The following is a 24,558-nucleotide window of genomic DNA, read 5'->3' as shown; positions in this document are numbered from 1 at the left end:
TCTGTAAGATGTGAGCCTAATCACTCACATCTTACCATGTTAATTACATCACTAAGCGACGTAAGTCAGCTAATACGCCATTGATATAGCTTAAGAAACGAGCACCATCAGCACCATCGATCACACGGTGGTCGAAAGATAATGATAATGGAAGCATTAAGCGTGGCTCAAATTCTTTACCATTCCAAACCGGTTGCATTTCTGATTTAGACACACCTAAGATTGCCACTTCAGGTGCATTTACGATTGGCGTAAAGTGAGTGGTACCAATACCACCTAAACTTGAAATGGTGAAACAACCACCTTGCATATCTGAACCTGAAAGTTTACCGTCACGTGCTTTTTTGGAGACTTCCATTAATTCACGAGAGAGTTCGATAATACCTTTTTTGTTCACATTTTTAAATACAGGTACAACAAGACCGTTTGGTGTATCTACCGCTACGCCAATGTTGATGTATTTTTTAAGTGTTAACTTTTGACCGTCTTCAGAAATAGAGCTATTGAAACGTGGGAACGCTTCTAATGCTTTCGCTACTGCTTTCATAATGAACACAACTGGTGTAATTTTCACATCCAATTTTTGTTTTTCAACAATCTTGTTCTGTTCTTTACGGAATGCTTCTAAATCTGTGATATCTGTGCGATCGAAGTGAGTAACATGTGGAATCATTACCCAGTTACGATGTAAGTTTGCACCAGAGATTTTGTTGATACGGCTTAATTCAACTTCTTCCACTTCACCAAATTTGCTGAAGTCAACTTTCGGCCATGGTAATAAACCTAAGCCAGCACCGTTTGCCACAGCATTACCCGCTGCTGCAGAAGATACAGTGCCTGTTTCAAACGCTTTAACAGCGGTTTTCACGTAAGCTTGGATATCTTCTTTTACTACGCGACCTTTACGACCCGTACCTTTTACGCGATCAAGGTTAATACCGTATTCACGCGCTAAACGACGAATCACTGGAGTTGCATGTGCATAGCCTGCGCTTGCGACAACTTGTTCTTGGCTTAAGCCAGATACATTACCTGATTGTGCTACTGGCGCTGCTGCAGGTGTTGCTTGAGGAGCAGGAGCTGCTGCCGCTGGAGCCGCTGCTGGAGCAGGTGCTGCACCCGCCACTTCAAATTTCATAATTAATGAACCAGTTGAAACTTTATCACCTGATTTCACTAAAATTTCTTTTACCACACCCGCAAACGGAGCTGGCACTTCCATTGAGGCTTTATCGCCTTCAACGGTGATTAAAGATTGCTCTTCAGAAACGCTGTCGCCAACTGCAACCATGATTTCAGTTACGTTAACTTCATCACCACCAATATCAGGTACGTTCACTTCTTTAATGGCTGAAGCTGTTGGTGCAGGTGCTGCAGCCTGTTGAACTGGCGCTGCGGCTGGTGCGGCACCTGCCACTTCAAATTTCATGATTAATTTGCCTGTAACAACTTTATCGCCCACGTTGATTAAAATTTCTTTAACTACGCCAGCAACTGGAGCAGGAACTTCCATTGACGCTTTATCACCTTCAACATTGATGATTGATTGGTCAACTTCAACGCTATCGCCTACTTTCACCATAATATCAGTCACGTTTACTTCGTCTGAACCGATATCTGGCACATTGACTTCAACTACACTTGCAGCTGCTGGTGCGGCTGCCGGTGCAGGTGCTGCTGCGGCTGGAGCAGGCGCTGCCGCATCCGCTGACTCTAATACAAGCATTGGTGTGCCAGTTGTGACTTTATCACCCACTTTTACTAATACTTCTTTTACCACACCGGCTTCTGGTGCAGGGACTTCCATTGAAGCTTTATCACCTTCAACATTGATAATACTTTGATCAGCGGTAATGGTATCACCTACTTTCACCATCACTTCTGTTACGGTAACTTCATCACTACCGATATCAGGAATTTGAATTTGTTTTGACATGTTATCTTACCTTTAAAAAACGCAGTTAAAATCAACCGCACTTTATTTGTAGATGCTCCTGTGCGTTTTAGCGCACAGGATATTGTTTATTAAGCGTAAAGCGGATTTAAAATTTCAGTTTTTAAACCAAATTTCGCGATAGCATCAGCCACCACTTTCGCATCAAATTTGCCTTGTTTTGCAAGCTCATGTAATGCAGCAACCACAACATAACGCGCATCCACTTCGAAGTGTTCACGTAAGTTTTCACGGCTGTCTGAACGACCGAAACCATCAGTACCTAATACGTGATAGCTTTGTGCAGGAATAAATGCACGAACTTGTTCTGCGAACAATTTCATGTAGTCAGTTGCCGCAACAGCCGGTGCATCATTCATGACTTGTGCAATGTAAGGTACGCGTGGTGTTTCTGTTGGGTGTAACATATTCCAACGTACTGCATCCGCACCTTCACGAGCCACTTCAGTGAATGAAGGCACGCTATATACATCTGAGCTTACACCATATTCATTTGCAAGGATTTGTGCCGCTTCACGAACGTGACGGAAGATCGCACCAGAACCTAATAATTGAACATGACCTTTGTTGCCTTTCGCTTCAACGGTTTCAAATTTATAAAGACCTTTACGAATGCCTTCTTCAGCACCTTTTGGCATTGCTGGTTGTTCGTAAGTTTCGTTTAATGTGGTGATGTAGTAGAACACATCTTCTTGTTTTTCACCGTACATACGGTTGATACCATCTTGTAAGATAACTGCCACTTCATAAACGTAAGCTGGGTCATAAGATACACAGTTAGGAATAACAAGAGATTGAATATGGCTGTGACCATCTTCGTGTTGTAAACCTTCACCATTTAATGTTGTACGGCCAGAAGTACCACCGATCATGAAACCACGTGCTAATTGGTCACCTGCTGCCCACATTAAGTCACCCACACGTTGGAAACCAAACATTGAGTAGTAGATGAAGAATGGAATCATCGGAAGGTTATTAACAGAATATGAGTTCGCTGCCGCTAACCAAGATGATGCTGCACCTAATTCATTGATCCCTTCTTGTAATACTTGACCATCTTTTGCTTCACGGTAGTAAGCCACTAAGTCACGATCAGAAGGCACATAGTTTTGACCATGTGGGTTGTAAATACCAATTTGACGGAATAAACCTTCCATACCGAAAGTACGTGCTTCGTCAGCAACAATTGGTACAATTTGTTTACCAATATTTTTATCTTTCAAGAGCGTATTTAAGAAACGTACGAATGCCATTGTAGTTGAAATTGGACGAGCTTGAGCTTCCAATAATGGGGCGAATTCTTCTAAAGCAGGCACTTTAAATTCAGTGGTGAATTTTGGTAAACGTTTTGGTAAGTAACCGTTTAACGCTTTACGTCTGCCGTGAAGATAATTGTACTCTTCCGAACCTTCTGGGAAGGTGATATACGGATAGTTAGGGATATCTTCATCTTTAATATCTAGGTGGAAATGATCACGGAAGTATTTAAGACTTTCGATCGACATTTTTTTAGATTGGTGAGCCGTATTTTTACTTTCTGCTTCAGGAATTTTATAACCTTTAACCATGTGTGCAAGGATTACTACAGGTTTACCTGCTGTTTGTGCTTTATGGAATGCCGCATAAAGTTTTTCTGAGTCATGACCACCGCGTCTTAATGCCCAGATTTCATCATCTGTCATATCCGCTACTAATGCTGCAGTTTCTGGATAACGACCAAAGAAGTGTTCACGAACATAAGCACCATCTTTAGATTTGAAGGTTAAATAGTCGCCATCAAGCACTTCCATCATCAATTGAGTTAACTTACCTGAGGTGTCTTTGGCAAATAATTTGTCCCAGTTAGAGCCCCACATGACTTTGATCACTTCCCAACCAGCACCAGCAAATAAACCTTCTAATTCTTGAACGATTTTACCATTACCCGTTACAGGACCATCTAAACGTTGCAAGTTACAGCTTACAACGAAGATTAAGTTATCTAAGCCTTCACGTGCTGCGAAGGTTAAATCACCTTTCGCTTCGATTTCATCCATCTCACCATCACCAAGGAAAGCATACACTTTTTGATCTTTGGTGTCTTTTAAACCACGGTTATCTAAGTATTTTAAGAAACGAGCAGTACGGATTGCATTTACTGGCCCTAAACCCATCGATACTGTGGAGAATTGCCAGAATTCAGGCATTAATTTCGGGTGTGGGTAAGAAGAAAGACCTTTACCTGGTTCACATTCCTGACGGAAATTATTCATTTGATCTTCAGTAATACGACCTTCAACAAATGCACGAGCATACATACCAGGTGCTGCGTGGCCTTGGAAGAAGACTAAGTCACCGCCGTTTTTATCAGTCGCCGCTTTGAAGAAGTGGTTAAAACAGACTTCATACATGCTTGCTGCAGATTGATAAGTTGAAATATGACCACCTAATTCAAGATCTTTTTTCTGGCCACGTAATACCGCCATGATCGCATTCCAACGTACAGCACTACGAATACGACGTTCAATAGCTTTATCACCTGGGTATGCTGGCTGTTCAGAAACAGGGATGGTATTAACATAAGGGGTTGTTACGCCACCTTTTGCAATGTTCACACCACCATTACGTGCCTGATCAATCACCTGATTGATGATGTAATGCGCACGCTCTGCGCCTTCTGCACGAATTAATGAATCAACAGCTGACAACCAATCCTGTGTTTCAATTGGGTCAATATCGTTTACTAAGGTATCTGACATAGTCTTTCCTTATTTTACTGAGTGAAAATGAAGTTTGGTTATGACCAAACACGAAAATCAAGCTTGTTAATCTATGTTACAAACATTTAACAAATCTTGTAAATTTTAGAAGATTTTTTGCAAGAAAGATAGTAGATTTTCACTGTTCTCACGCATTTCTTCGTGTTATTGCAATACTCTTCACTAAAAGTGCGGTCATTTTTAAAGGATTTTTGAGCTTAAATTAAACTATACTTTATATATTGCATTCCTTACCCGCTTTGATCTAAAGTGTTCGCATGCTTTTAAGCTTTTTAGAGGACAAAATATGAACACGACAACTCGCCCAATCTTTTCTCATAAACGAATAGCGCTCGTTGCACATGATAGCTGCAAACAAAATCTGCTCAATTGGGTAAAGAAACATAAAGAAGCTCTCGCTCCCCATCAACTTTATGCAACAGGTACAACTGGCCATCTATTGTCTAGAGAAACGGGACTTGAAATAGCCTCGCTATTAAGTGGCCCGATGGGAGGCGATCAACAACTTGGCGGACTGATTGCCGAGAAAAAAATTGATATGATGATTTTCTTTTGGGATCCGATGAACGCAGCACCCCATGATCCCGATGTAAAAGCCTTAATGCGTATTGCAACCGTTTGGAATATTCCGGTAGCGATTAATCAAAGCACGGCCGATTTCCTTTTAACATCAAGTTTGTTCGATCAAGAAATTGATATTGATATCCCTGATTATGACGGATATTTAAAGGCACGTTTAGATTAAAACTCAAATAATCTCAACCTAATAAAAAAAGAGATAAATGACTTTATCTCCTTTCTAATTATTTCGTTGTTAATTACTGGCCCTGTGCCGCCATTCCCATCATTAGCATAAACAACACGCCTTGAACTTGCTCTTCAGGAATCACTTGACCATTAAGTTTGAGTTCGCCCTTTTCAAGCACTAAGTTAAGCGTCACATTTTTATCATTATTCACCACAATATTTTGTGCTGCCGCTTGTTTAGCTTGCTCTTCAATTTGTGCTTTAATCAAAGCTCTCTCTTCTTCTGGTACAAATTGTGCAAGATTTTTTTCAACCATTTCTTTATCTACGTGAATATTTAACGCAAAATCCGTAAATTGTTTATATAAACTCCCCGCCATTAAATCAAATTTCGGATCTTTCGCTAACGCCACATTTAAATCTAATGAGACTTTACCCTGGCTATTTGAAATTGACATTGGGTTTAGTTTAATTTGAGGTTGATTATTAAAAATAGCCATACCATGATTTTCAGCCCATGAGCTTAAAATTTCGGATACCATTTCCTCATTAGAAGAATTTTCCTCATCACTTATTGATTCGAAGACAGTAAAAAGTGCTTCAATCAATGCATTAATCGCATTTGCTTCAATATGGTTTAACTCAACGTTGTAAGTTAATTTACCAAAATCTTTCCCATCAATAGCTATCGAGTCTACCGTATTTTCACTTTTGGCACTCACGAAATCACCATCGAGTGAAATATCAGATTTTGCTTTAAAACCCTTTTGGACTACAGTGCTCTCTTTTCCCGCATAATCGAGCGTAGCCATTTCAAAACTGTCAATTAAAGAAGTGCTGTTTCCCGTATAAATGTAAGCCCATTTAGTTGGATTATATGAACCTTCGACTTTCATGCCTTTCATTTTCATTGTGATTGATTTAGGCATATCTTCGCCATCTTGCTCCTCCATCACTTCTGGCAAGACAGTAGCACTCACTTCATTTAAGGTCATATCATATTTGCCAGCGAGATCTTTATTGATATCAAAGCCCATATTGATATTTGACCAAGTGACTTTCGTTCCTGGTGACTCTGGATCAGTTAGCTCTCCACCCGCTAATTCAACTTTACCTTTTGTCGATAAGTTATAGCCAGTAGTTGCTTGATATTGAACAGGTTTATCCGATTTAAGCAAATCAAATAAAGGTTGGGTGGTTTCATTTTTACCAATCACACCTTGTGCTGAAAACATTGCTGGCATGAAATTAAATTTGGTTAATTGATCGAGTGGGAATGGACCATGATAAAGCTTAGTTGAAAATGGAATAGTAAATACCTTCCCCTCTTTGGGTAAAGATATGACCACTTCATCTTCCACTTGAGAAGTAAAGAAACCGCGCTCAAACTGTTTATTTTGATAAACAACCTTAAATGAATCAGATAAGCCTAAAGCCTGAGCTTGTTTGTTTGCTAATTCAATTTGGCGTAAATATTCAGTTTGTGCTTTTTCCCCAGTAAACCAAGCTCCACCGACACCTACCACACCAAGTGCCACAATTACGCCTAATGCTACGACTGATTTTTTCATTTTGATTCCTTTATTAAATTAATAGATGACTAAAATTGTCAGCAATTTATCATAAAATGAAATTTTTTTCTTATTTTTTCAAAAATATTTTATTTTTCCCCTTGAACTTTATTCCTGCGGACTTATTTTGTAAAACAAGAACGGAAATGACCGCACTTTAAAAGGAAGAAAAAATTTTAAATATTATCTCTTGAAATGCGAAAAAGTATCCACATCTTATTCATCGTAACAATTTACAACGAATTTAAAATTTAATTAGGAGTAACAACATGGGAAAAATTATTGGTATTGACTTAGGTACAACAAACTCTTGTGTCGCCGTAATGGATGGTGATAAACCACGTGTAATTGAAAATGCAGAAGGCGATCGTACTACCCCGTCAATTATCGCTTATACAAATGATAACGAAATTTTAGTGGGTCAACCGGCAAAACGCCAAGCAGTGACCAACCCGAAAAATACATTGTTCGCGATTAAACGTTTAATCGGTCGTCGTTTTGAAGATGCTGAAGTAAAACGTGACATCGATATTATGCCATTTGAAATCACCAAAGCAGACAATGGTGATGCATGGGTAAATGTAAAAGGTGACAAACTTGCACCGCCACAAATTTCTGCAGAAGTATTGAAAAAAATGAAGAAAACTGCGGAAGATTTTTTAGGTGAGCCAGTGACTGAAGCGGTAATCACTGTTCCTGCATACTTTAACGATGCTCAACGTCAAGCAACAAAAGATGCTGGTCGTATCGCAGGCTTAGAAGTCAAACGTATTATCAACGAACCAACAGCAGCAGCATTAGCTTACGGTTTAGATAAAGGTCAAGGCAACAAAACTATCGCCGTATATGACTTAGGTGGTGGTACATTCGACTTATCTATCATCGAAATTGATGAAGTGGGTGGCGAAAAAACCTTTGAAGTATTAGCAACCAACGGTGATACTCACTTAGGTGGTGAAGACTTCGATAACCGTGTAATCAACTACTTAGTAGATGAGTTCAAAAAAGAACAAGGCGTTGATTTACGTAACGACCCACTTGCAATGCAACGTTTAAAAGAAGCTGGCGAAAAAGCAAAAATTGAACTTTCTTCTGCACAACAAACTGATGTTAACTTACCTTACATCACTGCAGATGCAACAGGTCCTAAACACTTAAACATTAAATTAACTCGTGCTAAATTAGAATCTTTAGTAGAAGATTTAGTGGCGAAATCACTTGAACCTGTAAAAGTTGCATTAAACGATGCTGGCTTAAGTGCATCACAAATTGATGATGTTATCCTAGTGGGCGGTCAAACCCGTATGCCATTAGTACAACAAAAAGTAGAAGAATTCTTCGGTAAAGCACCTCGTAAAGATGTGAACCCGGATGAAGCCGTTGCTATTGGTGCAGCAGTTCAAGGTGGTGTATTAGCAGGTGATGTAACGGATGTATTGTTGTTAGACGTAACACCATTATCTTTAGGTATCGAAACAATGGGTGGTGTGATGACTACCTTAATTGAGAAAAACACAACGATTCCAACTAAAAAATCACAAGTGTTCTCAACAGCAGAAGATAACCAAAGTGCAGTAACGATTCACGTATTACAAGGTGAACGTAAACAAGCATCAGCAAATAAATCTTTAGGTCAGTTCAACCTTGAGGGCATCAACCCAGCTCCACGCGGTATGCCACAAATTGAAGTGACCTTCGACATCGATGCTGACGGTATCATCCACGTTTCTGCGAAAGACAAAGGTACGGGTAAAGAACAACAAATCACCATCAAAGCCTCTTCAGGTTTAAGTGATGAAGAAATTCAAAAAATGGTTCGTGATGCAGAAGCAAACGCTGAAGCAGACCGTAAATTTGAAGAATTAGTACAAGCTCGCAACCAAGCAGATCATCTTGTACACAGCACACGTAAACAATTAGAAGAAGCGGGTGATAAAGTTCCAGCTGAAGATCGTGCAGCAATTGAAAGTGCATTAAGCGATTTAGAAACAGCTGCGAAAGGGGAAGATAAAGCGGCTATCGAAGCTAAACTTCAAGCGCTTGCAGAAGTTGCTCAAAAACTTGTTCAAGTGGCTCAACAGCAAGCTGATGCACAACAAGCTCAAAGCAACAGCAAACCAAATGATGATGTTGTTGATGCTGAGTTTGAAGAAGTGAAAGACAACAAATAATTTCACTTTAACCTAAATCAAAGGGCGTAGCGATACGCCCTTTTGGTGTATTCATTCATCAGCATTTTTCCTGACTTTATTAAAAAAAGTGAAGTCAGGAAAAATAAACCCGGAGGATAAATGGCGTTAAAACTCTACCCAATCGTACAACAACGCTTAAATAACAACATTGCAAATGAGATAATCTCAACCCTTTGGCAAAACAATCTTGATAAACTACCACAAGGTCACTGTTGTTATGGCATCTATTTTAATTATGCTACGAATCACCTAGCAGACTATGATTTTGCGATTGCAAGTGAAGTAGTATTAGAGACAGATATTCCAGTGATTGAAATTGAAGATTTGAGTTTCTACGAAGTTTTTCGTTGCAAAGTAGATGAAATTTATCAAACATGGCAACTAATCTGGAAAAAAGAACAACAAGGTTTACTTAAGCGGGCTTATTCGGTGGATTTTGAAAAATACCACTCTGATGGTTTGGTAGAAATTTATATCGCTGTTGTACCACATTGCTAAGCTCAAAGTGCGTAAAATTTTATAAAAAACGACCGCACTTTATCCCCAAAACAAACACAACAAAGGAAAAAACAATGAAATTCGAAACGAAATGCCTCCATGCTGGCTATAGCCCTAAAAACGGTGAGCCACGTGTTCAACCTATCGTACAAAGCACGACTTATACCTACGATTCCGCAGAAGAAATTGGCAAGCTATTTGATTTACAAGCTGCTGGCTATTTTTATACTCGCTTAGCAAACCCAACAACAAATGCGGCTGAAGAAAAAATCACGGCACTTGAAGGTGGCGTGGCAACAATGTGTACTGCTTCTGGTCAATCTGCGGTTTTCTATGCGATGTTGAATATTTTAGAAGCAGGCGATCATTTCATTTCCTCTTCTTATGTGTATGGCGGTACTTACAATTTATTTGCCCATACATTCAAAAAAATGGGTATCGAAGTGACTTTTGTGGATCAAGATTTACCGCTTGAAGAACTCAAAAAAGCGATTCGTCCAAATACAAAAGCCGTTTTTGCTGAAACCATTGCGAACCCCGCTTTACGTGTGTTGGATATAGAAAAATTTGCTACTTTAGCAAAAGCTGCAGAAGCACCATTATTAGTTGATAATACCTTTGCAACGCCCTATTTTTGTCGTCCAATCGAATTTGGCGCAAACGTGGTCATTCACAGCACATCTAAATATTTAGATGGCCATGCTATTGCCTTAGGTGGCTCAATTACTGATGGCGGTAACTTTAATTGGAATAACGGTAAATATCCGCAATTAAGCACGCCAGACCAAACTTATCATGGTTTGGTTTACACAGAAACCTTTGGCCCTGCGGCTTATATTGTCAAAGCACGCGTGCAATTAATGCGCGATTTGGGCGCAACCCCGGCTCCACAAAATAGTTTCTTATTAAATGTAGGTATGGAAACCCTTGCGCTTCGCATGCAACGTCATTATGAAAATGCACAGGCTGTAGCCGAGTTTTTAGAAAAACATCCGCAAGTTGTTAAAGTGAATTATCCTGGCTTACCAAGTTCGCCAGATTATGCGCTCAAACAAAAATACTTACCTAACGGTTTGTGTGGCGTTATTTCCTTTAAGATTAAAGGTGATAAAGAAACCGCGGCAAAATGGTTAAACGCATTGCAAATGACCTCTCGTGAAGTACACGTAGCCGATATTCGTACTTGTGCATTACATCCCGCAACTTCAACGCATCGCCAATTAAGTGAAGCTGAATTAGAAAAAGCGGGGATTTTTGCAGGACTTATTCGACTTTCTTGCGGTATTGAAAATATTCAAGATATTTTAGCTGACTTAGAGCAAGCATTCGCTGCAGCTAAATAAGTATTATAAGGCAGGCAGATTGCCTGCCACTTTAAATAACGAGAGATAAAAACGTTCAGCTTATCGCTTATTTTTATTTGTTTACTTATCTTAATAGTAAGCAAACAAAAACAAGTATAAATTAACGTATTTACCCTTGATATTTCTGCCTTCGGCATCATTTTTATTGTTAGGTATGTTGTTAATGCAGTACCACACAATAACAAAATAAAATTTTTTAAATTTATATTTTTAAACGGAAAACGAAAACATTATGGCAAAGAAAGATTATTACGACGTTCTTGGTGTTGAACGTGGCGCAGATGAAAAAGCAATTAAACGTGCTTACAAAAAACTCGCCATGCAATATCACCCTGATAGAACCAAAGGTGATAAAGCCAAAGAAGAAAAATTTAAAGAAATCCAAGAAGCCTATGAAATCCTAGGTGATAAAGAAAAGCGTGCGGCTTACGATCAATACGGCCATGCAGCCTTTGAACAAGGCGGCATGGGAGGCGGTGGCTTCGGTGGCGGATTCAGCGGTACTGATTTCGGTGATATTTTTGGAGATATGTTCGGTGATATCTTCGGTGGTGGCGGACGCGGTCGTCAGCGTGTAGTACGTGGTGAAGATTTACGTTATGACATCCAAATTACGTTAGAAGAAGCCGTAAAAGGTACAACTAAAGATATCCAAATCAATACGCTTGCACACTGTGATAGCTGTGATGGTACCGGCGCAGAAAAAAGCTCAAAAGTTGAAACATGTCCAAGCTGTCATGGTTCTGGTCGTGTTCGTCGTCAACAAGGTTTCTTCGTAACTGAAGCGGTTTGCCCTACTTGTCATGGTTCGGGTAAGAAAATTGAAAAACCATGTAAAAGCTGCCATGGCGAAGGTCGTGTTCACAAAAAGAAAAGCCTTTCTGTTAAGATCCCAGCTGGGGTGGATACCGGCAACCAATTACGCTTAAGCGGTGAAGGTGCGGCTGGCGAAAATGGTGCACCAGCAGGTGATTTATATGTGGTCATTCACGTTAAAGAACATCATATCTTTGAACGTGATGGTAATAACCTCTACTGCGAAGTGCCAATCAGTTTCTCAATGGCTGCGTTAGGTGGTGAAATTGAAGTCCCAACCTTAGATGGTAAAGTGAAACTCAAAATCCCTGCTGAAACCCAAACAGGCAAACTATTCCGTATGCGTGGTAAAGGAGTTAACTCTACACGTAGCGGCTACGCAGGCGATCTCATTTGCCGCGTGGTGATTGAAACACCGGTGAACTTAAATAAAGAACAGAAAGAATTATTAGAAAAACTGGAAGAAAGTTTGAAAGGACAAAAATCGCATAGTCCGAAATCTTCAAGCTTTTTAGACGGTGTGAAGAAATTCTTTGATAATTTAGGTAAGTGATCCCAAACAGAAAGTGCGGTCAATTTTAAAACTGTTTTGAAATTGACCGCACTTTTTTTATTGATAAAAAAGGACCTATCTACTAAGCTCTTTTTCTCTCGATTATTCTTTAAGCTTTAACCATTTGCTGGACAACGTTCCGGCTGTCATTGCTCCATTCACATTCAGTGCAGTTCGTCCCATATCAATTAATGGCTCAATTGAAATCAACAAACCCACTAATTCTAACGGTAGATTTAAAGTCGATAACACCACAATCGCGGCAAAGGTTGCGCCACCACCCACTCCGGCAATACCGAAAGAGGAGATCGCCGCCACCAATACTAATGTTGCAATATAGCTCACCGTAAATGGATCAATTCCCACTGTTGGCGCCACCATTACCGCTAGCATCGCAGGATAAATCCCTGCACAACCATTCTGCCCGATTGTTGCTCCAAAGGTGGCAGAAAAGTTTGCTACAACAGGATTATTACCCAGTTTATCTGTTTGAGTTTCAATGTTTAACGGAATACTCGCTGCACTTGAACGAGAGGTAAAAGCAAAGCTCAATGTTGACAATGCTTTTTTGAAGTAAGTGATTGGGTTAATACCAGATAAGCCAAGTAGTACGCCATGCACAATAAACATCAAGATAATCGCAATATAAGACGCAACAATAAAGCTACCTAAACTCAGAATATCTTCCCATTTTGATATAGCCGCCATTTTAATCATTAACGCGAACACACCGTAAGGGGTTAAACGAATGACAAAGCGTACTAAACGCATGACTAATTTATTTAATGTATCAACCCCTTGTGCAATACGATCACCGAGTGATTGATCTTCTTTGCGTAAACTTAACGCTGCCACACCTAAAAATGCAGAGAAAATCACGGTACTGATAATCGAAGTTGGATTTGCTCCAGTTAATTCTGCAAATGGATTTTTAGGAATAAAAGAAATCAACATTGCTGGAATAGAAAGGTTGCTGACTTGATCTACACGACCTACGACTTTCGCCTGTGCTGCTAATTCACGCTCACCGGCCACTAAACCTTCTGCAGTTAAACCAAACACTTTCACCATAATGATACCGATTAATGCCGCAATAGCGGTAGTAACTAAAAGCACGGAAAGTACGCTAAAACTGATTTTGCCTAATGAGCCGGCTTGATTTAAACGCGTAATCGCAGAAAGGATCGATACGAACACCAACGGCATTACAATCATTTGGAGTAAGCGAACATAACCGCCGCCCACTAAATTGATCCAATCCAAGGCGGTTTTCACGGTTTCTTGCTCACTTAAGGATTGCAGTAATGCACCGCCTACAAGCCCTAATAACAAACCAACAAATACCGTTTGACCTAATTTTTGCGTACTACGATAGAGATAATTAAGCCCTAAAAGCACAGCAACAAAAAGCACTAAAGTAATAAATAACATTTTTGTTCCTTAAGAAGTTGATAAGTAAGTCTATTTAATGGTTTTTATTAACGGAAATAAAATGTTTTTTAGGAATGAAATATAACTAAATAGAATTTAAAAGGGATAAACGATTTTATCCCTTTTTAAAATTGAAAAGAGAGTGATTACTAGACGACAGAAATCGCTTTTATTTGCACATAAACATCCATGCCTTGAGCAAAATGTAATTCATTAAACGCCCATTTACTGATACTTGCCCAAACTTTATGCCCTTCCACCAATACCGCAATATCAATACGATTCTCTTGTGGAACGATCTGTACAATTTGTCCTCGTAAGATATTACGAATGCTCGTTTGCTCTGGCTTGCTTAAAGTAAGCGACACATCGGAGCTATAAATACAGACGCGTACTTTTTCATTCGCTTGATGATGCACTTCGTTGATCCAAAGTTGCTGTCCGCCTAAAGAAAGTGCGGTCATTTTATAGGTTGGATTATGTAAATATACTGGCAACGCCAACACACTACTCTGCTCCGATTCACCTTTCCAAGGGGCAAATAACGGACTGTTCCACACATTTTCTAAGGTGTCATAGGCTTTCACTTTACCATTTTCCATCAGCACAACGCGATCGGCCAAGCGTAATAATTCATCTAAACTGTGCGTCACATATAAAATCGGCACATTAATTTCTTTGGATAGACTTTCCAAATATTGCATGAGCTCACGTTTGCGAGGCATATCTAAAGCTGAAAGCGGTTCATCCATTAACAAAATATCAGGATCCGTTAATAAGGCTCTCCCAATAGCGACACGTTGTTTTTCACCACCCGATAAAGTCAGCGGATAGCGTTTGAGTAAAGGTTCAATACCAAGTAGCTGAACGATATAGTCAAAATCTTCACGACTGACATTCTTCATGCCATAACGTAAATTACCTTTGACATTGTAATGGGGAAATAAACGTGCATCTTGGAATACATAGCCGATTTTACGCTGATGTACGGGAAGATTCTCACTATTCTCCACATCCACCAAAGTGCGGTCATTTAAACGAATAAATCCTTGATCGGGATGAGTTAAACCACTCACCAAATTAATCAATGAGGTTTTCCCCGAACCCGACAAACCAAAAATCGCCGTCACACCTTGAGTTGGCAGTTGCAGATCTGCACGTAAGGTCAGGCGACCTAATTGTTGTTGTACATTAATGTGTAGCATCGCCTTGCCCCAATTTTTTCTGCATCCGTTTGCTTAACGCTTCCGAAAGCAATAAAGAAATTAATGAAAGAATCACCGCAAACAAGCAAAGTCGAGCCGTTTGCTCTTCCGCACCGGGAGTTTGGATAAATGAATACATCGCTAAAGGAATGGTTTGCGTTTCCCCTGCAATATTGGAAACGAAAGTAATGGTTGCGCCAAATTCACCTAAAGAGCGAGCAAAACCTAATACTAAACCAGCCAACACACCAGGCAGAGAAAGGGGCAACGTTATTGTAAAAAAGACTCGCCAAGGTGAAGCACCAAGCGTTTGTGCAGCTTGTTCTAATTTAAAATCAATGCTTTCCAAGGAAAGGCGAATTGCCCTCACGACCAATGGAAATGCCACTACCGCAGAAGCTAATACGGCACCTTTCCAGCTAAAACCAAAAGATAAACCAAACCATTGGTATAAATACTTACCAATAAAGCCGTTACGTCCCATAGCAACGAGTAATAAATAACCAATTACTACTGGCGGTAGCACTAACGGCAGATGAATAAGTCCAGTAATCAGCGACTTACCGTAGAATTCCTTACGAGCTAATAACCAAGCGATAAAAATCGCGAAAGGTAAACTCCAAAGCATAGAACTCAATGCAACACTCATGCTTAAGTGAATCGCATCCCATTCCATCGGGCTTAATTGAAACCAAGAGAGCAAAATATTTCCTTGTATGTATATCGATATGACTAAATTTCTTTAGAGATAATAAAAAGGACAGTTTCCTGTCCTTTTCTTGTAAAACGAAGCCTCATTATTTCACAGAGAAACCATATTCAACAAATACTTTCTTCGCGGCATCAGATTCTAAGTAATTAAGAAAATCACGAGTATCTGCATTATCATGATCTTTTAAAATCGCTGCTGGGTATTCTACCGGTTTATAACTGTCTTTCGGGAATACACCTACTGCTTTCACGTCTTTACTCACTTTAGCATCTGTGCTATACACAATACCATAAGGAGCTTCAGCGCGTTCAACCAGGGCCAACGCACCACGTACGTCTTTCGCACGTGCTAATTTATCTTTGACTTGATCCCATAAATTTAATTTGGTTAATGACTCTTCAGCATATTGTCCTGCAGGAACGTGCGTAGGATCACCTACGGATAAATAGCTGTCTTTTAAGCCTTTAATCCATTCACCTTTAGCAATATCCACTGAATTAGCGGCACTTTTAGCCGGTGCAATTAACACTAATTCATTGCCCGCTAATACTTTTTCAGTTTCTTTTACGGTGAGATTTTTATCTGATAAATATTTCATCCATTTGTTGCTAGCTGAAATAAATAAGTCTGCAGGAGCCCCTTCTTCAATTTGTTTAGCTAAAGTGGATGAAGATGCAAAGGAAAACACCACTTCGTTACTTGCTTTTTCAGATTTATACTGCTCTGCAATTTGTTGTAAAGCATCAGTCATTGAAGCTGCTGCAAACACAGTCACTTTTGCAGATGCAGCGAAAGACACGCCCATACCTGCAATTAAAAGTGCGGTTGCAAATTTGGTTAATTTCATTATTTATCTCCTATATAAATGAAACTATATGTAAAAAAATATACTGCGTTTGAATTATAACTTTAATTTTAAAATAAGCATACAGAAAAAAACAAAAATCAAGTAAAATAAGCAAAATTATGTATTAGGAGGAGATGATGAAACAAACTGAAATTTTACTGACAATCAAACTTCATCAAAAATTATTTATAGACCCAAAACGTGTTCGCCTCTTAAAAGAAATTAAAGAATGTGGCTCAATTAATCAGGCAGCCAAAAATGCAAAAGTGAGCTATAAAAGTGCGTGGGATCACCTTGAGGCGATGAATAAAATTAGCCCCAAACCGCTTTTAGAACGTAATATCGGTGGGAAAAATGGGGGCGGTACTTCATTAACCACTTATGCTGAGCGTTTGCTGCAGCTTTATGATTTGCTCGAACAAACACAAGAGCACGCCTTCCATATTCTTCAAGATGAGACTATTCCACTCAATAGCTTGCTTTCAGCGACAGCAAAATTCTCCTTACAAAGTAGTGCGCGTAATCAATTTTTTGGTAAGGTTGCGAGTCAACATATTGTTAACTCCCGCTGCATTGTTGCGGTAAATATTCAGGATTTAGCTCATCCATTACATGTTTCAATCACAATGCGCAGTGCTGAGCGTCTAAAACTCATTACTGAAAAAGAAGTGATGGTGATGTTTAAAGCGCCTTGGGTGAAAGTTAGTGCCATGGCATCGGAAGAAAAAAGTAATATCTTCCAAGCAACAATTCTTTCTATGCAAAATGAAGAAGCAATTTTGCAAATAAAAGACAGCTCAATTGAATTTTGTGCAAGTATTCATAGTAAGGATGGCTGGAAAGTGGGACAAGAAGTGTGGTTACATATTGAGCCAGAACAAATCATCTTGGCAACATTGAAATAATCCTAAAACAAAAAGTGCGATCAAAATTGATCGCACTTTATTATTTTCGCTTATAACGCAATCTCATCAATCGGGCGTCCAAAACTTGGCAAAAAGACTTGTAAAAAATAATCCATTTCCTGGCTGTGCCATTGTTCCATAAAATTTTCTAAACGTTTTTTAGCTGTTTTAAATTCGTGGTTACCATGCTCTAATTCAAATTGAGCTTTAATGTAAGCACAAATCAAATCCGCTTGCTTTACTAAATGCTTTTCTTCTGGGCTAAATTGCTCACTATCTAAGTATGGAGCAAAACTATCTTGCAACTCAGTCGGAAGCAAGCTAATTAAATGTAATTCGGCTGCCGCTTCAATGTCTTTATAAGCATGAGTGATTTCAGAATTGAAATACTTAATTGGGGTCGGCAAATCACCCGTAAAAATTTCAGAGGTATCATGATACATCGCCACTACCGCAATACGCTCAGGATTCACTTCACCACCAAAAAACTGATTTTTAATAATCGCTAAGGCTTGTGCTACAAAGGCAACTTGCAAGCTATGCTCCGCCAAGTTTTCCTTTTCAATATTGCGCATCAATGACCAACGCTGAATTAAGCGAAGACGATCTAAACAGGCAAAAAAGTGACTGGTTTTAACTTCCACAAGATATCCTTAGTTAGATGGTAGCTCTTCAATAATTACGGGGAGATCAATCACCTTACCTAAGCGAGAAATCGTGATGATAACTTCTGTATTTGGTTTGGTATCACTAATAATTTGCATCATTTCACGAATAGACAGATTATCTCGTTTATTTAAACGTAAAATAACATCCCCCACTTGAATGCCTGCTTTCGCTGCGGGACTATTGGCTGTCACGCCGGTGATAACAATACCACCGTTTGAGTTAGAAGTGATCTCACTTTGTACGCCAAAGTAACCACGAATCACGCGTCCATCTCGGATAATTTTATATAGCACATCATTGGCAATACTGATTGGAATCGCAAAATTTAGGCCTTCTGCAATTTCATTGGCTGTTTTACCAATACTTAACGTGCTGATGCCCACTAATTCGCCAGCTGAGTTAATCAACGCGCCACCAGAGTTACCACGGTTAATTGATGCATCTGTTTGAATAAAGTTTTGACGACCTAAAGAATCCCCTACGGCACTACGCCCTACCGCACTGATAATTCCTTGTGACACACTTTGACCTAGGTTATACGGATTACCAATGGCTAATGCAATATCTCCAACACGCACTTGGCGTTCTTTATTTTGTGGAATTGTAGAAAGATTGGTTGCTTTAATTTTTAATACCGCAAGATCCGTTAAATTGTCTGAGCCAATTAAATTAGCTTCATAAATACTACCGTTTTGCAGCGCGACCACAATTTGATCGGCATTTTGGATAACGTGTTTATTAGTGAGAATATAACCGTCTTTCGTCATAATCACACCAGAACCTAAGTTATTTACCTGTAATTGATCACTATCATTAATGCTGGCAGAAGAAAAAGATCGGTTGTACACATTCACCACAGCAGGAGAAGCAATTCTCACGGCACTGTTGAACGAAACGATATCATCAGCAGAGAAAAGGCTGCTGTTATTGAGCTTAGGAACAGCAAATAAAATAACGCCTGCCGCAGCAAGCCCCCAAAGGGCGGAGTGGAAAAGTTTTTTAAACATTTTTATGCTTGTATTAATAAGTTAGGTAAATAACTGAGTTTTAAATCATCCTCAATTCTTTCACATTCTTGCAGTTGCCACAATGGGGCATCTGCAAGTTTTTCCAAATGCGGGAGTTGGCATAATCCTCGAGCTTTATCTCCCAAGAGTTTCGGGGAGACATAAATGATTAATTCATCTACAGCATGTTGTTCAATCAAGCTACCCGCTAAATTGGCGCCAGCTTCAACCCAAACAGAATTCACTTGTCTCTTGCCTAATTCTGTCATCAACATATCGAAATCATAGTTTTCTGACAGTAAAATTTGCTCACAGAAATCTGGGAATACAGACATATCTCGAGGGATTGAACCCACAAGCCAAACTGGCGAATGGGTATGGAATAATTGATGGCTTGACTGAACTCGATTTTTAGAATCTAAAATAACACGAATAGGCTGCCGCACGGTTTCTTCGGCATATTCTGTTTTTAAATCATCGGGAAATTGATTCCAACGCACGTTCAAGCTTGGATCATCGGCTAATACGGTAGCGCTAGTTGATAAAAGTGCGGTCGATTTGGCTCGCATTTTTTGTACATCCGCACGAGCTGCTTCACCTGTGATCCACTTGCTTTCACCGCTCGCCATGGCTGTTCGACCATCTAAACTCATGGCTAATTTTAGTTGCACATAAGGCTTGCCGGTTCGCATACGTTTGAGAAAACCTTTATTTAAGGCTTCTGCTTGTTCGTTCAATAAATTGACCGCAGTTGGTATGCCTGCATCGGCCAGCATTTTCAAGCCTTTACCGGCCACTTGCGGATTAGGATCTGCCATAGCTGCCACAACTCGACTGACACCCGCTTCAATTAAACCTAATGCACAAGGCGGTGTACGGCCATAATGAGAACAAGGTTCAAGCGTCACATAAGCCGTTGCGCCTTTCGCTTTCTCACCGGCATCGGCCAACGCCATTCGTTCTGCATGAGGCTGACCAGCTTTAAAATGAAACCCTTTCCCGACAATTTCACCGTTCTTAACTAACACACATCCCACCGATGGATTCGGCGTAGTGGTGTACTGCCCTTTTGCCGCAAGCTCAAGAGCCAATTGCATAAATTTCACGTCATCAGGGGAAAAGGTGTCACTCATATTAATCCTTTAAGCTTTCAATTTCTTTAGTAAATTCATTGATATTATCAAAGCTCAGGTAAACGGATGCAAAACGGATATACGCCACTTTATCTAATTCTTTCAGCTCATTCATGGCTAATTTACCCACGAGATGACTCGGTACTTCTCGTTCACCCGTCGCGCGTAGTTGAATAATAATATGGCTAATGGCTTTCTCCACATCATCCGAACTTACAGGGCGTTTTTCTAACGCATGTTGAATACCGCTACGTAATTTATCTTCATTAAACGGCTCGCGTGAACCATCATTTTTAATAATTTTTGGCACCACTAATTCGGCTGTTTCAAAGGTAGTAAAGCGTTCATGACAATTCCCGCATTCCCGACGACGACGCACTTGATACCCATCAGAAACCAAACGGCTGTCAATTACCTTAGTTTCTTCAGTTGAACAAAACGGACAACGCATTTTAGCTCCTTTTCAAAATGATTCTTAAGTCAGTATCTTATCAAAAATCCAGGATCTTTTCGATCTGAAGATCCGCTTTAAGACAACATTTCTCCAAACCAAGATGTGGTTTGTTTCACCAATTGTAAAAGACCATCCTGCGATTTAAATTGTTCTGTTTGCCCCCACACCCTCGCCCAATAAGGATCGGCTTTTCTATAACCATAGTTATCATCTTTCGCAAGGGATTCGATATTCGTTAAAACATTGTCAAAATTGACCGCACTTTCATCTTTTTCAATAAACTTCGCTATATTTTCCGTTGGAATGAGCTGAATTTGTTGCTGGCTTTGTAAATAAGCCTCTACATACATTTTCAGTTTCTCAAGTGCGGTTGATTTTTCTATTGTTTTTAATGTTAAATCCTTATCTTTAGCGATAATGCGTGGTGGCAGTGCGTTCTCTTTTGTCGCTAGCTGAATAAGATAATAAAGCCATGGGCGAATACGATAACGATCCTTATATTTTGCAAATCGCCATTCGATTATCTGATTTTCATCACCAAATAACGGCTCCATATAGCCAAACAAACGAATATTGCCTTGTGCCGTTTCCACCACAAAATCGACACTCTCACTATGTGGTAAAGAATAATCCTTAATTTTCTCTTTAAAAGCCAATACATCAGCACGAATGTCTTGCTCACAAACCTCCGCAAACTCGCCGCGTGGCATGATGCCTTTTACTCGCTGTTTCGCAAAATAATCGTTAAATTTCGCTTCCTCTAAATGCAATAACTCATTATTAATGCGATAACGATCCAAACCATTTAACGTGAAGTTTTCACTTTCTTCAATGCGCTCGTCTTCATCTCGGAAATACACACCAAGCTGCTTTTCAAAAAAGAATCTCACTGGATTTTCAACAAAACTCACAAAACGATCGAGTTCAATTTCCGCTATTGGCTCTTGATTTTCCCCCATCAGCACAACAAATTCATGACATTTTCTTTCTTGGAATTGAGCAATTGGCAGCCATTTTTTCGCAAAAGAGCGGTTAATTTTCCCTTCATTTTGGAAATTGCTTGGACTAAACGCCGTCATTGGATGTTGTTCAATCCTCAAGCTATCGTCCGAATAATGATTAATATAATCAACCAACTGACTCACTAATACAGAAGGCTCTTTGGGTTGATTATCAATAATTGAACAGCCCACATAACTCACATAAAAATGGGATCTTGCGGCTAGCAAAGCCTCAAGGAATAAGTAACGGTCATCATCTCGACGAACACGATCGCCTTTTTGATGATGATATTGCATCAAGTCAAAACTATTTGGCGTATGACTGCGTGGGTAATCCACCTCATTCATTCCGAGCAAACACACTACTTTGAAAGGAATAGAGCGCATAGGTAAAAGTGTGCAGAAGTTCACTTTTCCTGCTAAGAAACGAAGGCTATTTGGCGTTTCTTCTAAACGTGCAGACATCACTTCCGCAATCACATCCGCTTGCAAGGTTTCTTCAAAATTGACGGTCTGCAAATCATCAGCAAAGGCATTAATACAATCTTGAATATAAAATAAGGTATCCGCAGTTTCTTCATTTTGCACAAAGAAATCCGTCAAAAGTGCGGTCAATTTTTCACGCCATTTTTCAATATTGTGTGCCTTTTGCAAATCTTGATGCCATTTATTTAAAGCCGTAAAAAATTGATTCACCGCACCAACTAATTGCCCTTTCAATCCATAGCTACTATCAAGTCCAAGACTGTCTTGCCAAACGCCTTGTTCTTCACGCATCGCATAACCTAAAGTCATACGTTCAAGTCCCGCCTGCCACGCATTAAAATTCAGTGTATTCTGCCGTTTTTCTAAACCAAAGCGAATACCCGACTCTTTCACCCATTCGCGAATTTGCTCGAGATCTGCAAGGGCAATATTAAAACGTTCACGGATAGCGGGAATATCCAATAAAGCCAGTACCTCTTCTGCGCCAAACTGACTTTCTTTTAAATTTAACAGGGAAAGATAGCTAGACACGATCACATCACTTTCAGACAATTTACTGTCCGAAATTGAGAATGGAATAGCGGGTGCATCTGCACTATTCGCACCAAAGACAGCCTGAATATAAGGCGTATATTGGTTAACATCGGCAACCATGACCACCACATCTTTTGGTGTAATCTGTTCTTCTTTTGGTTTATGCTGATTTTGATTGAATAAATCCAACAAATAATCGTGTAGCACTTCAACTTCGCGCATGGCGCTATGGCAAGATTTCACGACCAAAGAGCGGTCATTTTTCGCGACATTTAATGCACCATGGCTTAACGTCAAAATTTGAGTTTGGATCTGGCCTAACAAGGTTTTTTCGGGAAGTTCTGCATAGTAATCACGCGAAATGGCTTGAATATTTTCTTCATCTCGCACTAATTGATAGAGAAAATCCCGTCCCATTTTTCCCCAAGAGGCTAAAAGCGGATTCCCGCTGAACAATTCTTCTTGTTGATTGGTGTAATCAAGATCGGCAGGTTCCCATGACACTTGCTCGGCTGAAATTAAAGGCTTCACATCGTCGCTTTCTTTCAAGAAACGCTGTCTTTCTAATAAATAGGATTTACTCAGATCTCGCAAATCGCCCCAATATTCTTGACATGGATTATTGAAGAATAAATGTACATCTGTTTTAGCTGAAATACCTTGGAAAATATTGAGATAAACCGTTGGCAATGCTGGAATACCAAAAATAAAAATACGTTCCGGCAAGTTGAGTGTGGCATTTGGATCACGACATAATGCTAAAAATTGTTGATTGAGTGCAGTACGATGCTTTGCTTTTCCACCGAAATCACGTTGGACATCATCCACCAAGGCTCGCCATAAAATTCCCTGCCAATGAATATTGCCTTTAATTTGAGAAAGAAAGGTAGGATTTAACGCCGAAAGGCCCTGCTTTTGGTGATTAATTTGAGCCAAGATTTTTTCATCGTTATTTTCTTCCCATGCGGCAATCCATTCGGGGCGATAGACGAGATATTGGTCAAATAAATCGGCAACTTTTAGGCTTAATTGATAAAGTTTTTGTTGTTCTGATGCAGGTGAAGATGCTAAATATTTTTTTAATGGTTCAAATTCTTTTTGCTGTAAAAAGGTAGGGATTAATCGCATTAATCGCCATAACGTTGAATCTTTTTCAAAAGGGTTTTGCGTGGAAACATTCGGCAAATTATCGGCATAAAGTTTCCAAATAAAACTGGAAGGCATGGGGAATTGGAAATTCGCTGCAACGCCGCGTTTTTTAGCAATTTCCATTTGCAACCATTGTGCCATCCCCGGACTTTGCACCAACACAATGTCAGATTGAAACGGATCATGTTGTGGCAAATTTTCCAACAGCGAAACTAAAATATCCTTTTGAATTTCCGGTTGGTTTGAATAATAAGTAACGAACAAAGTAACGCCCTTTTGAAAGCAAAAACAATGCGTTATTTTACTCGGTTTTCAATGAAAATTCACCTTGAGGATAGCGTATATTCACTTGATGATGACTGCATTGAATTGCAAATTGAATGCCATTTTGTTGTATGCTATTTTCACAAGACAAGCCTAAAAACTGTCGTTGAGCCTGATTTTCAGCAATTTGAATCGCCTGAAATTCTTGAAAAAGTCTGACCGCACTTTTCCGTTGCTCGGTCGTCCACCGATTAAAGATCAAAAACAACCCGCTGAAAATCGATAAAGCTAATAAAAGTGACATTAA

General features: G+C 39.6%; 19 protein-coding genes. 6 read left to right on the top strand and 13 right to left on the bottom strand.

The genetic code is table 11. From position 1 onward, the window contains the following. Positions 1-43: 43 nt before the first annotated feature. Both aceF and aceE read right to left on the bottom strand, forming a co-directional pair. Complete coding sequence (aceF, locus tag RDV53_RS07370) at positions 44-1,936, bottom strand: pyruvate dehydrogenase complex dihydrolipoyllysine-residue acetyltransferase (protein WP_005695687.1); 1,893 nt, start codon at positions 1,934-1,936, stop codon at positions 44-46. A gap of 89 nt (positions 1,937-2,025) precedes the next feature. Then, a complete protein-coding gene (aceE, locus tag RDV53_RS07365; protein WP_005695686.1) occupies positions 2,026-4,692 on the bottom strand; it encodes a pyruvate dehydrogenase (acetyl-transferring), homodimeric type in 2,667 nt (888 codons plus the stop codon). 307 nt (positions 4,693-4,999) lie between these two features. Between aceE and mgsA the strand changes: the two genes are divergently transcribed. Then, on the top strand, positions 5,000-5,458 hold the full coding sequence (gene mgsA, locus RDV53_RS07360) for a methylglyoxal synthase (RefSeq protein ID WP_005695685.1): 459 nt from the start codon (positions 5,000-5,002) through the stop codon (positions 5,456-5,458). Between the two features lie 73 nt (positions 5,459-5,531). Here mgsA and RDV53_RS07355 read toward each other — a convergent pair whose 3' ends face one another. Then, positions 5,532-7,031, bottom strand: a complete 1,500-nt coding sequence (locus tag RDV53_RS07355) for a YdgA family protein (RefSeq protein ID WP_005695684.1) — start codon at positions 7,029-7,031, stop codon at positions 5,532-5,534. Positions 7,032-7,300: 269 nt separating this feature from the next. On the opposite strand from RDV53_RS07355, the gene dnaK reads away from it, so the two are divergent. The 4 genes from dnaK to dnaJ all read left to right on the top strand — a co-directional run bounded on the left by dnaK (position 7,301) and on the right by dnaJ (position 12,454). After that, complete coding sequence (dnaK, locus tag RDV53_RS07350; RefSeq protein ID WP_005695683.1) at positions 7,301-9,202, top strand: molecular chaperone DnaK; 1,902 nt, start codon at positions 7,301-7,303, stop codon at positions 9,200-9,202. A gap of 120 nt (positions 9,203-9,322) precedes the next feature. Further along, positions 9,323-9,721 carry a GyrI-like domain-containing protein gene (locus RDV53_RS07345; protein WP_005695682.1) on the top strand — a complete coding sequence of 133 codons (399 nt, stop codon included), beginning with the start codon at positions 9,323-9,325 and terminating at the stop codon, positions 9,719-9,721. A gap of 74 nt (positions 9,722-9,795) precedes the next feature. After that, entirely contained in the window at positions 9,796-11,064 is a 1,269-nt protein-coding gene (locus RDV53_RS07340; RefSeq protein ID WP_005695681.1) for an O-acetylhomoserine aminocarboxypropyltransferase/cysteine synthase family protein, read from the top strand. 253 nt (positions 11,065-11,317) lie between these two features. Then, positions 11,318-12,454 (top strand): molecular chaperone DnaJ, encoded by a 1,137-nt coding sequence (dnaJ, locus tag RDV53_RS07335; protein WP_005695680.1) that lies wholly within the window; start codon positions 11,318-11,320, stop codon positions 12,452-12,454. Positions 12,455-12,556: 102 nt separating this feature from the next. On the opposite strand, the gene RDV53_RS07330 is transcribed toward dnaJ, so the two are convergent. From RDV53_RS07330 to modA, 4 genes are all read right to left on the bottom strand, one after another. Then, positions 12,557-13,885: an L-cystine transporter gene (locus tag RDV53_RS07330; RefSeq protein WP_005695679.1), complete on the bottom strand. Its 1,329-nt coding sequence runs from the start codon at positions 13,883-13,885 to the stop codon at positions 12,557-12,559. 149 nt (positions 13,886-14,034) lie between these two features. After that, positions 14,035-15,090 carry a molybdenum ABC transporter ATP-binding protein ModC gene (gene modC / locus RDV53_RS07325; protein WP_005695678.1) on the bottom strand — a complete coding sequence of 352 codons (1,056 nt, stop codon included), beginning with the start codon at positions 15,088-15,090 and terminating at the stop codon, positions 14,035-14,037. Further along, on the bottom strand, positions 15,077-15,793 hold the full coding sequence (gene modB, locus RDV53_RS07320; RefSeq protein WP_005695677.1) for a molybdate ABC transporter permease subunit: 717 nt from the start codon (positions 15,791-15,793) through the stop codon (positions 15,077-15,079). Before modB ends, modC begins: the two co-directional genes overlap by 14 nt. Before the next feature lie 94 nt (positions 15,794-15,887). After that, entirely contained in the window at positions 15,888-16,649 is a 762-nt protein-coding gene (modA, locus tag RDV53_RS07315) for a molybdate ABC transporter substrate-binding protein (RefSeq protein WP_005695675.1), read from the bottom strand. Positions 16,650-16,786: 137 nt separating this feature from the next. Here modA and modE point away from each other — a divergent pair, with 137 nt between their 5' ends. Next, positions 16,787-17,554: a molybdenum-dependent transcriptional regulator ModE gene (gene modE / locus RDV53_RS07310; protein ID WP_032822832.1), complete on the top strand. Its 768-nt coding sequence runs from the start codon at positions 16,787-16,789 to the stop codon at positions 17,552-17,554. A gap of 50 nt (positions 17,555-17,604) precedes the next feature. Here modE and yfbR read toward each other — a convergent pair whose 3' ends face one another. The 6 genes from yfbR to RDV53_RS07280 all read right to left on the bottom strand — a co-directional run bounded on the left by yfbR (position 17,605) and on the right by RDV53_RS07280 (position 24,555). Beyond that, the gene (gene yfbR / locus RDV53_RS07305; protein WP_005695673.1) at positions 17,605-18,198 is read right to left on the bottom strand and encodes a 5'-deoxynucleotidase; all 594 of its coding nucleotides are present in this window, start codon (positions 18,196-18,198) and stop codon (positions 17,605-17,607) included. A 9-nt stretch (positions 18,199-18,207) separates the two neighbouring features. Beyond that, positions 18,208-19,230, bottom strand: a complete 1,023-nt coding sequence (degS, locus tag RDV53_RS07300; protein ID WP_005695672.1) for an outer membrane-stress sensor serine endopeptidase DegS — start codon at positions 19,228-19,230, stop codon at positions 18,208-18,210. A 2-nt stretch (positions 19,231-19,232) separates the two neighbouring features. Further along, entirely contained in the window at positions 19,233-20,363 is a 1,131-nt protein-coding gene (ribD, locus tag RDV53_RS07295) for a bifunctional diaminohydroxyphosphoribosylaminopyrimidine deaminase/5-amino-6-(5-phosphoribosylamino)uracil reductase RibD (RefSeq protein ID WP_005695671.1), read from the bottom strand. 1 nt (position 20,364) lies between these two features. Beyond that, positions 20,365-20,814: a transcriptional regulator NrdR gene (gene nrdR, locus RDV53_RS07290; protein ID WP_005695670.1), complete on the bottom strand. Its 450-nt coding sequence runs from the start codon at positions 20,812-20,814 to the stop codon at positions 20,365-20,367. A 77-nt stretch (positions 20,815-20,891) separates the two neighbouring features. Further along, positions 20,892-24,251, bottom strand: a complete 3,360-nt coding sequence (gene recC, locus RDV53_RS07285; RefSeq protein WP_005695669.1) for an exodeoxyribonuclease V subunit gamma — start codon at positions 24,249-24,251, stop codon at positions 20,892-20,894. A gap of 37 nt (positions 24,252-24,288) precedes the next feature. Then, positions 24,289-24,555, bottom strand: coding sequence for a DUF5374 domain-containing protein (locus RDV53_RS07280; protein ID WP_005699425.1), 267 nt, complete (start codon positions 24,553-24,555; stop codon positions 24,289-24,291). Positions 24,556-24,558 lie beyond the last annotated feature (3 nt).

The organism is Haemophilus parainfluenzae ATCC 33392 (assembly GCF_031191205.1).
GTDB lineage: Bacteria > Pseudomonadota > Gammaproteobacteria > Enterobacterales > Pasteurellaceae > Haemophilus_D > Haemophilus_D parainfluenzae.
The sequence above is the reverse complement of the archived record's forward strand: the minus strand, read 5'-3'. Positions and strand labels throughout refer to the sequence as shown.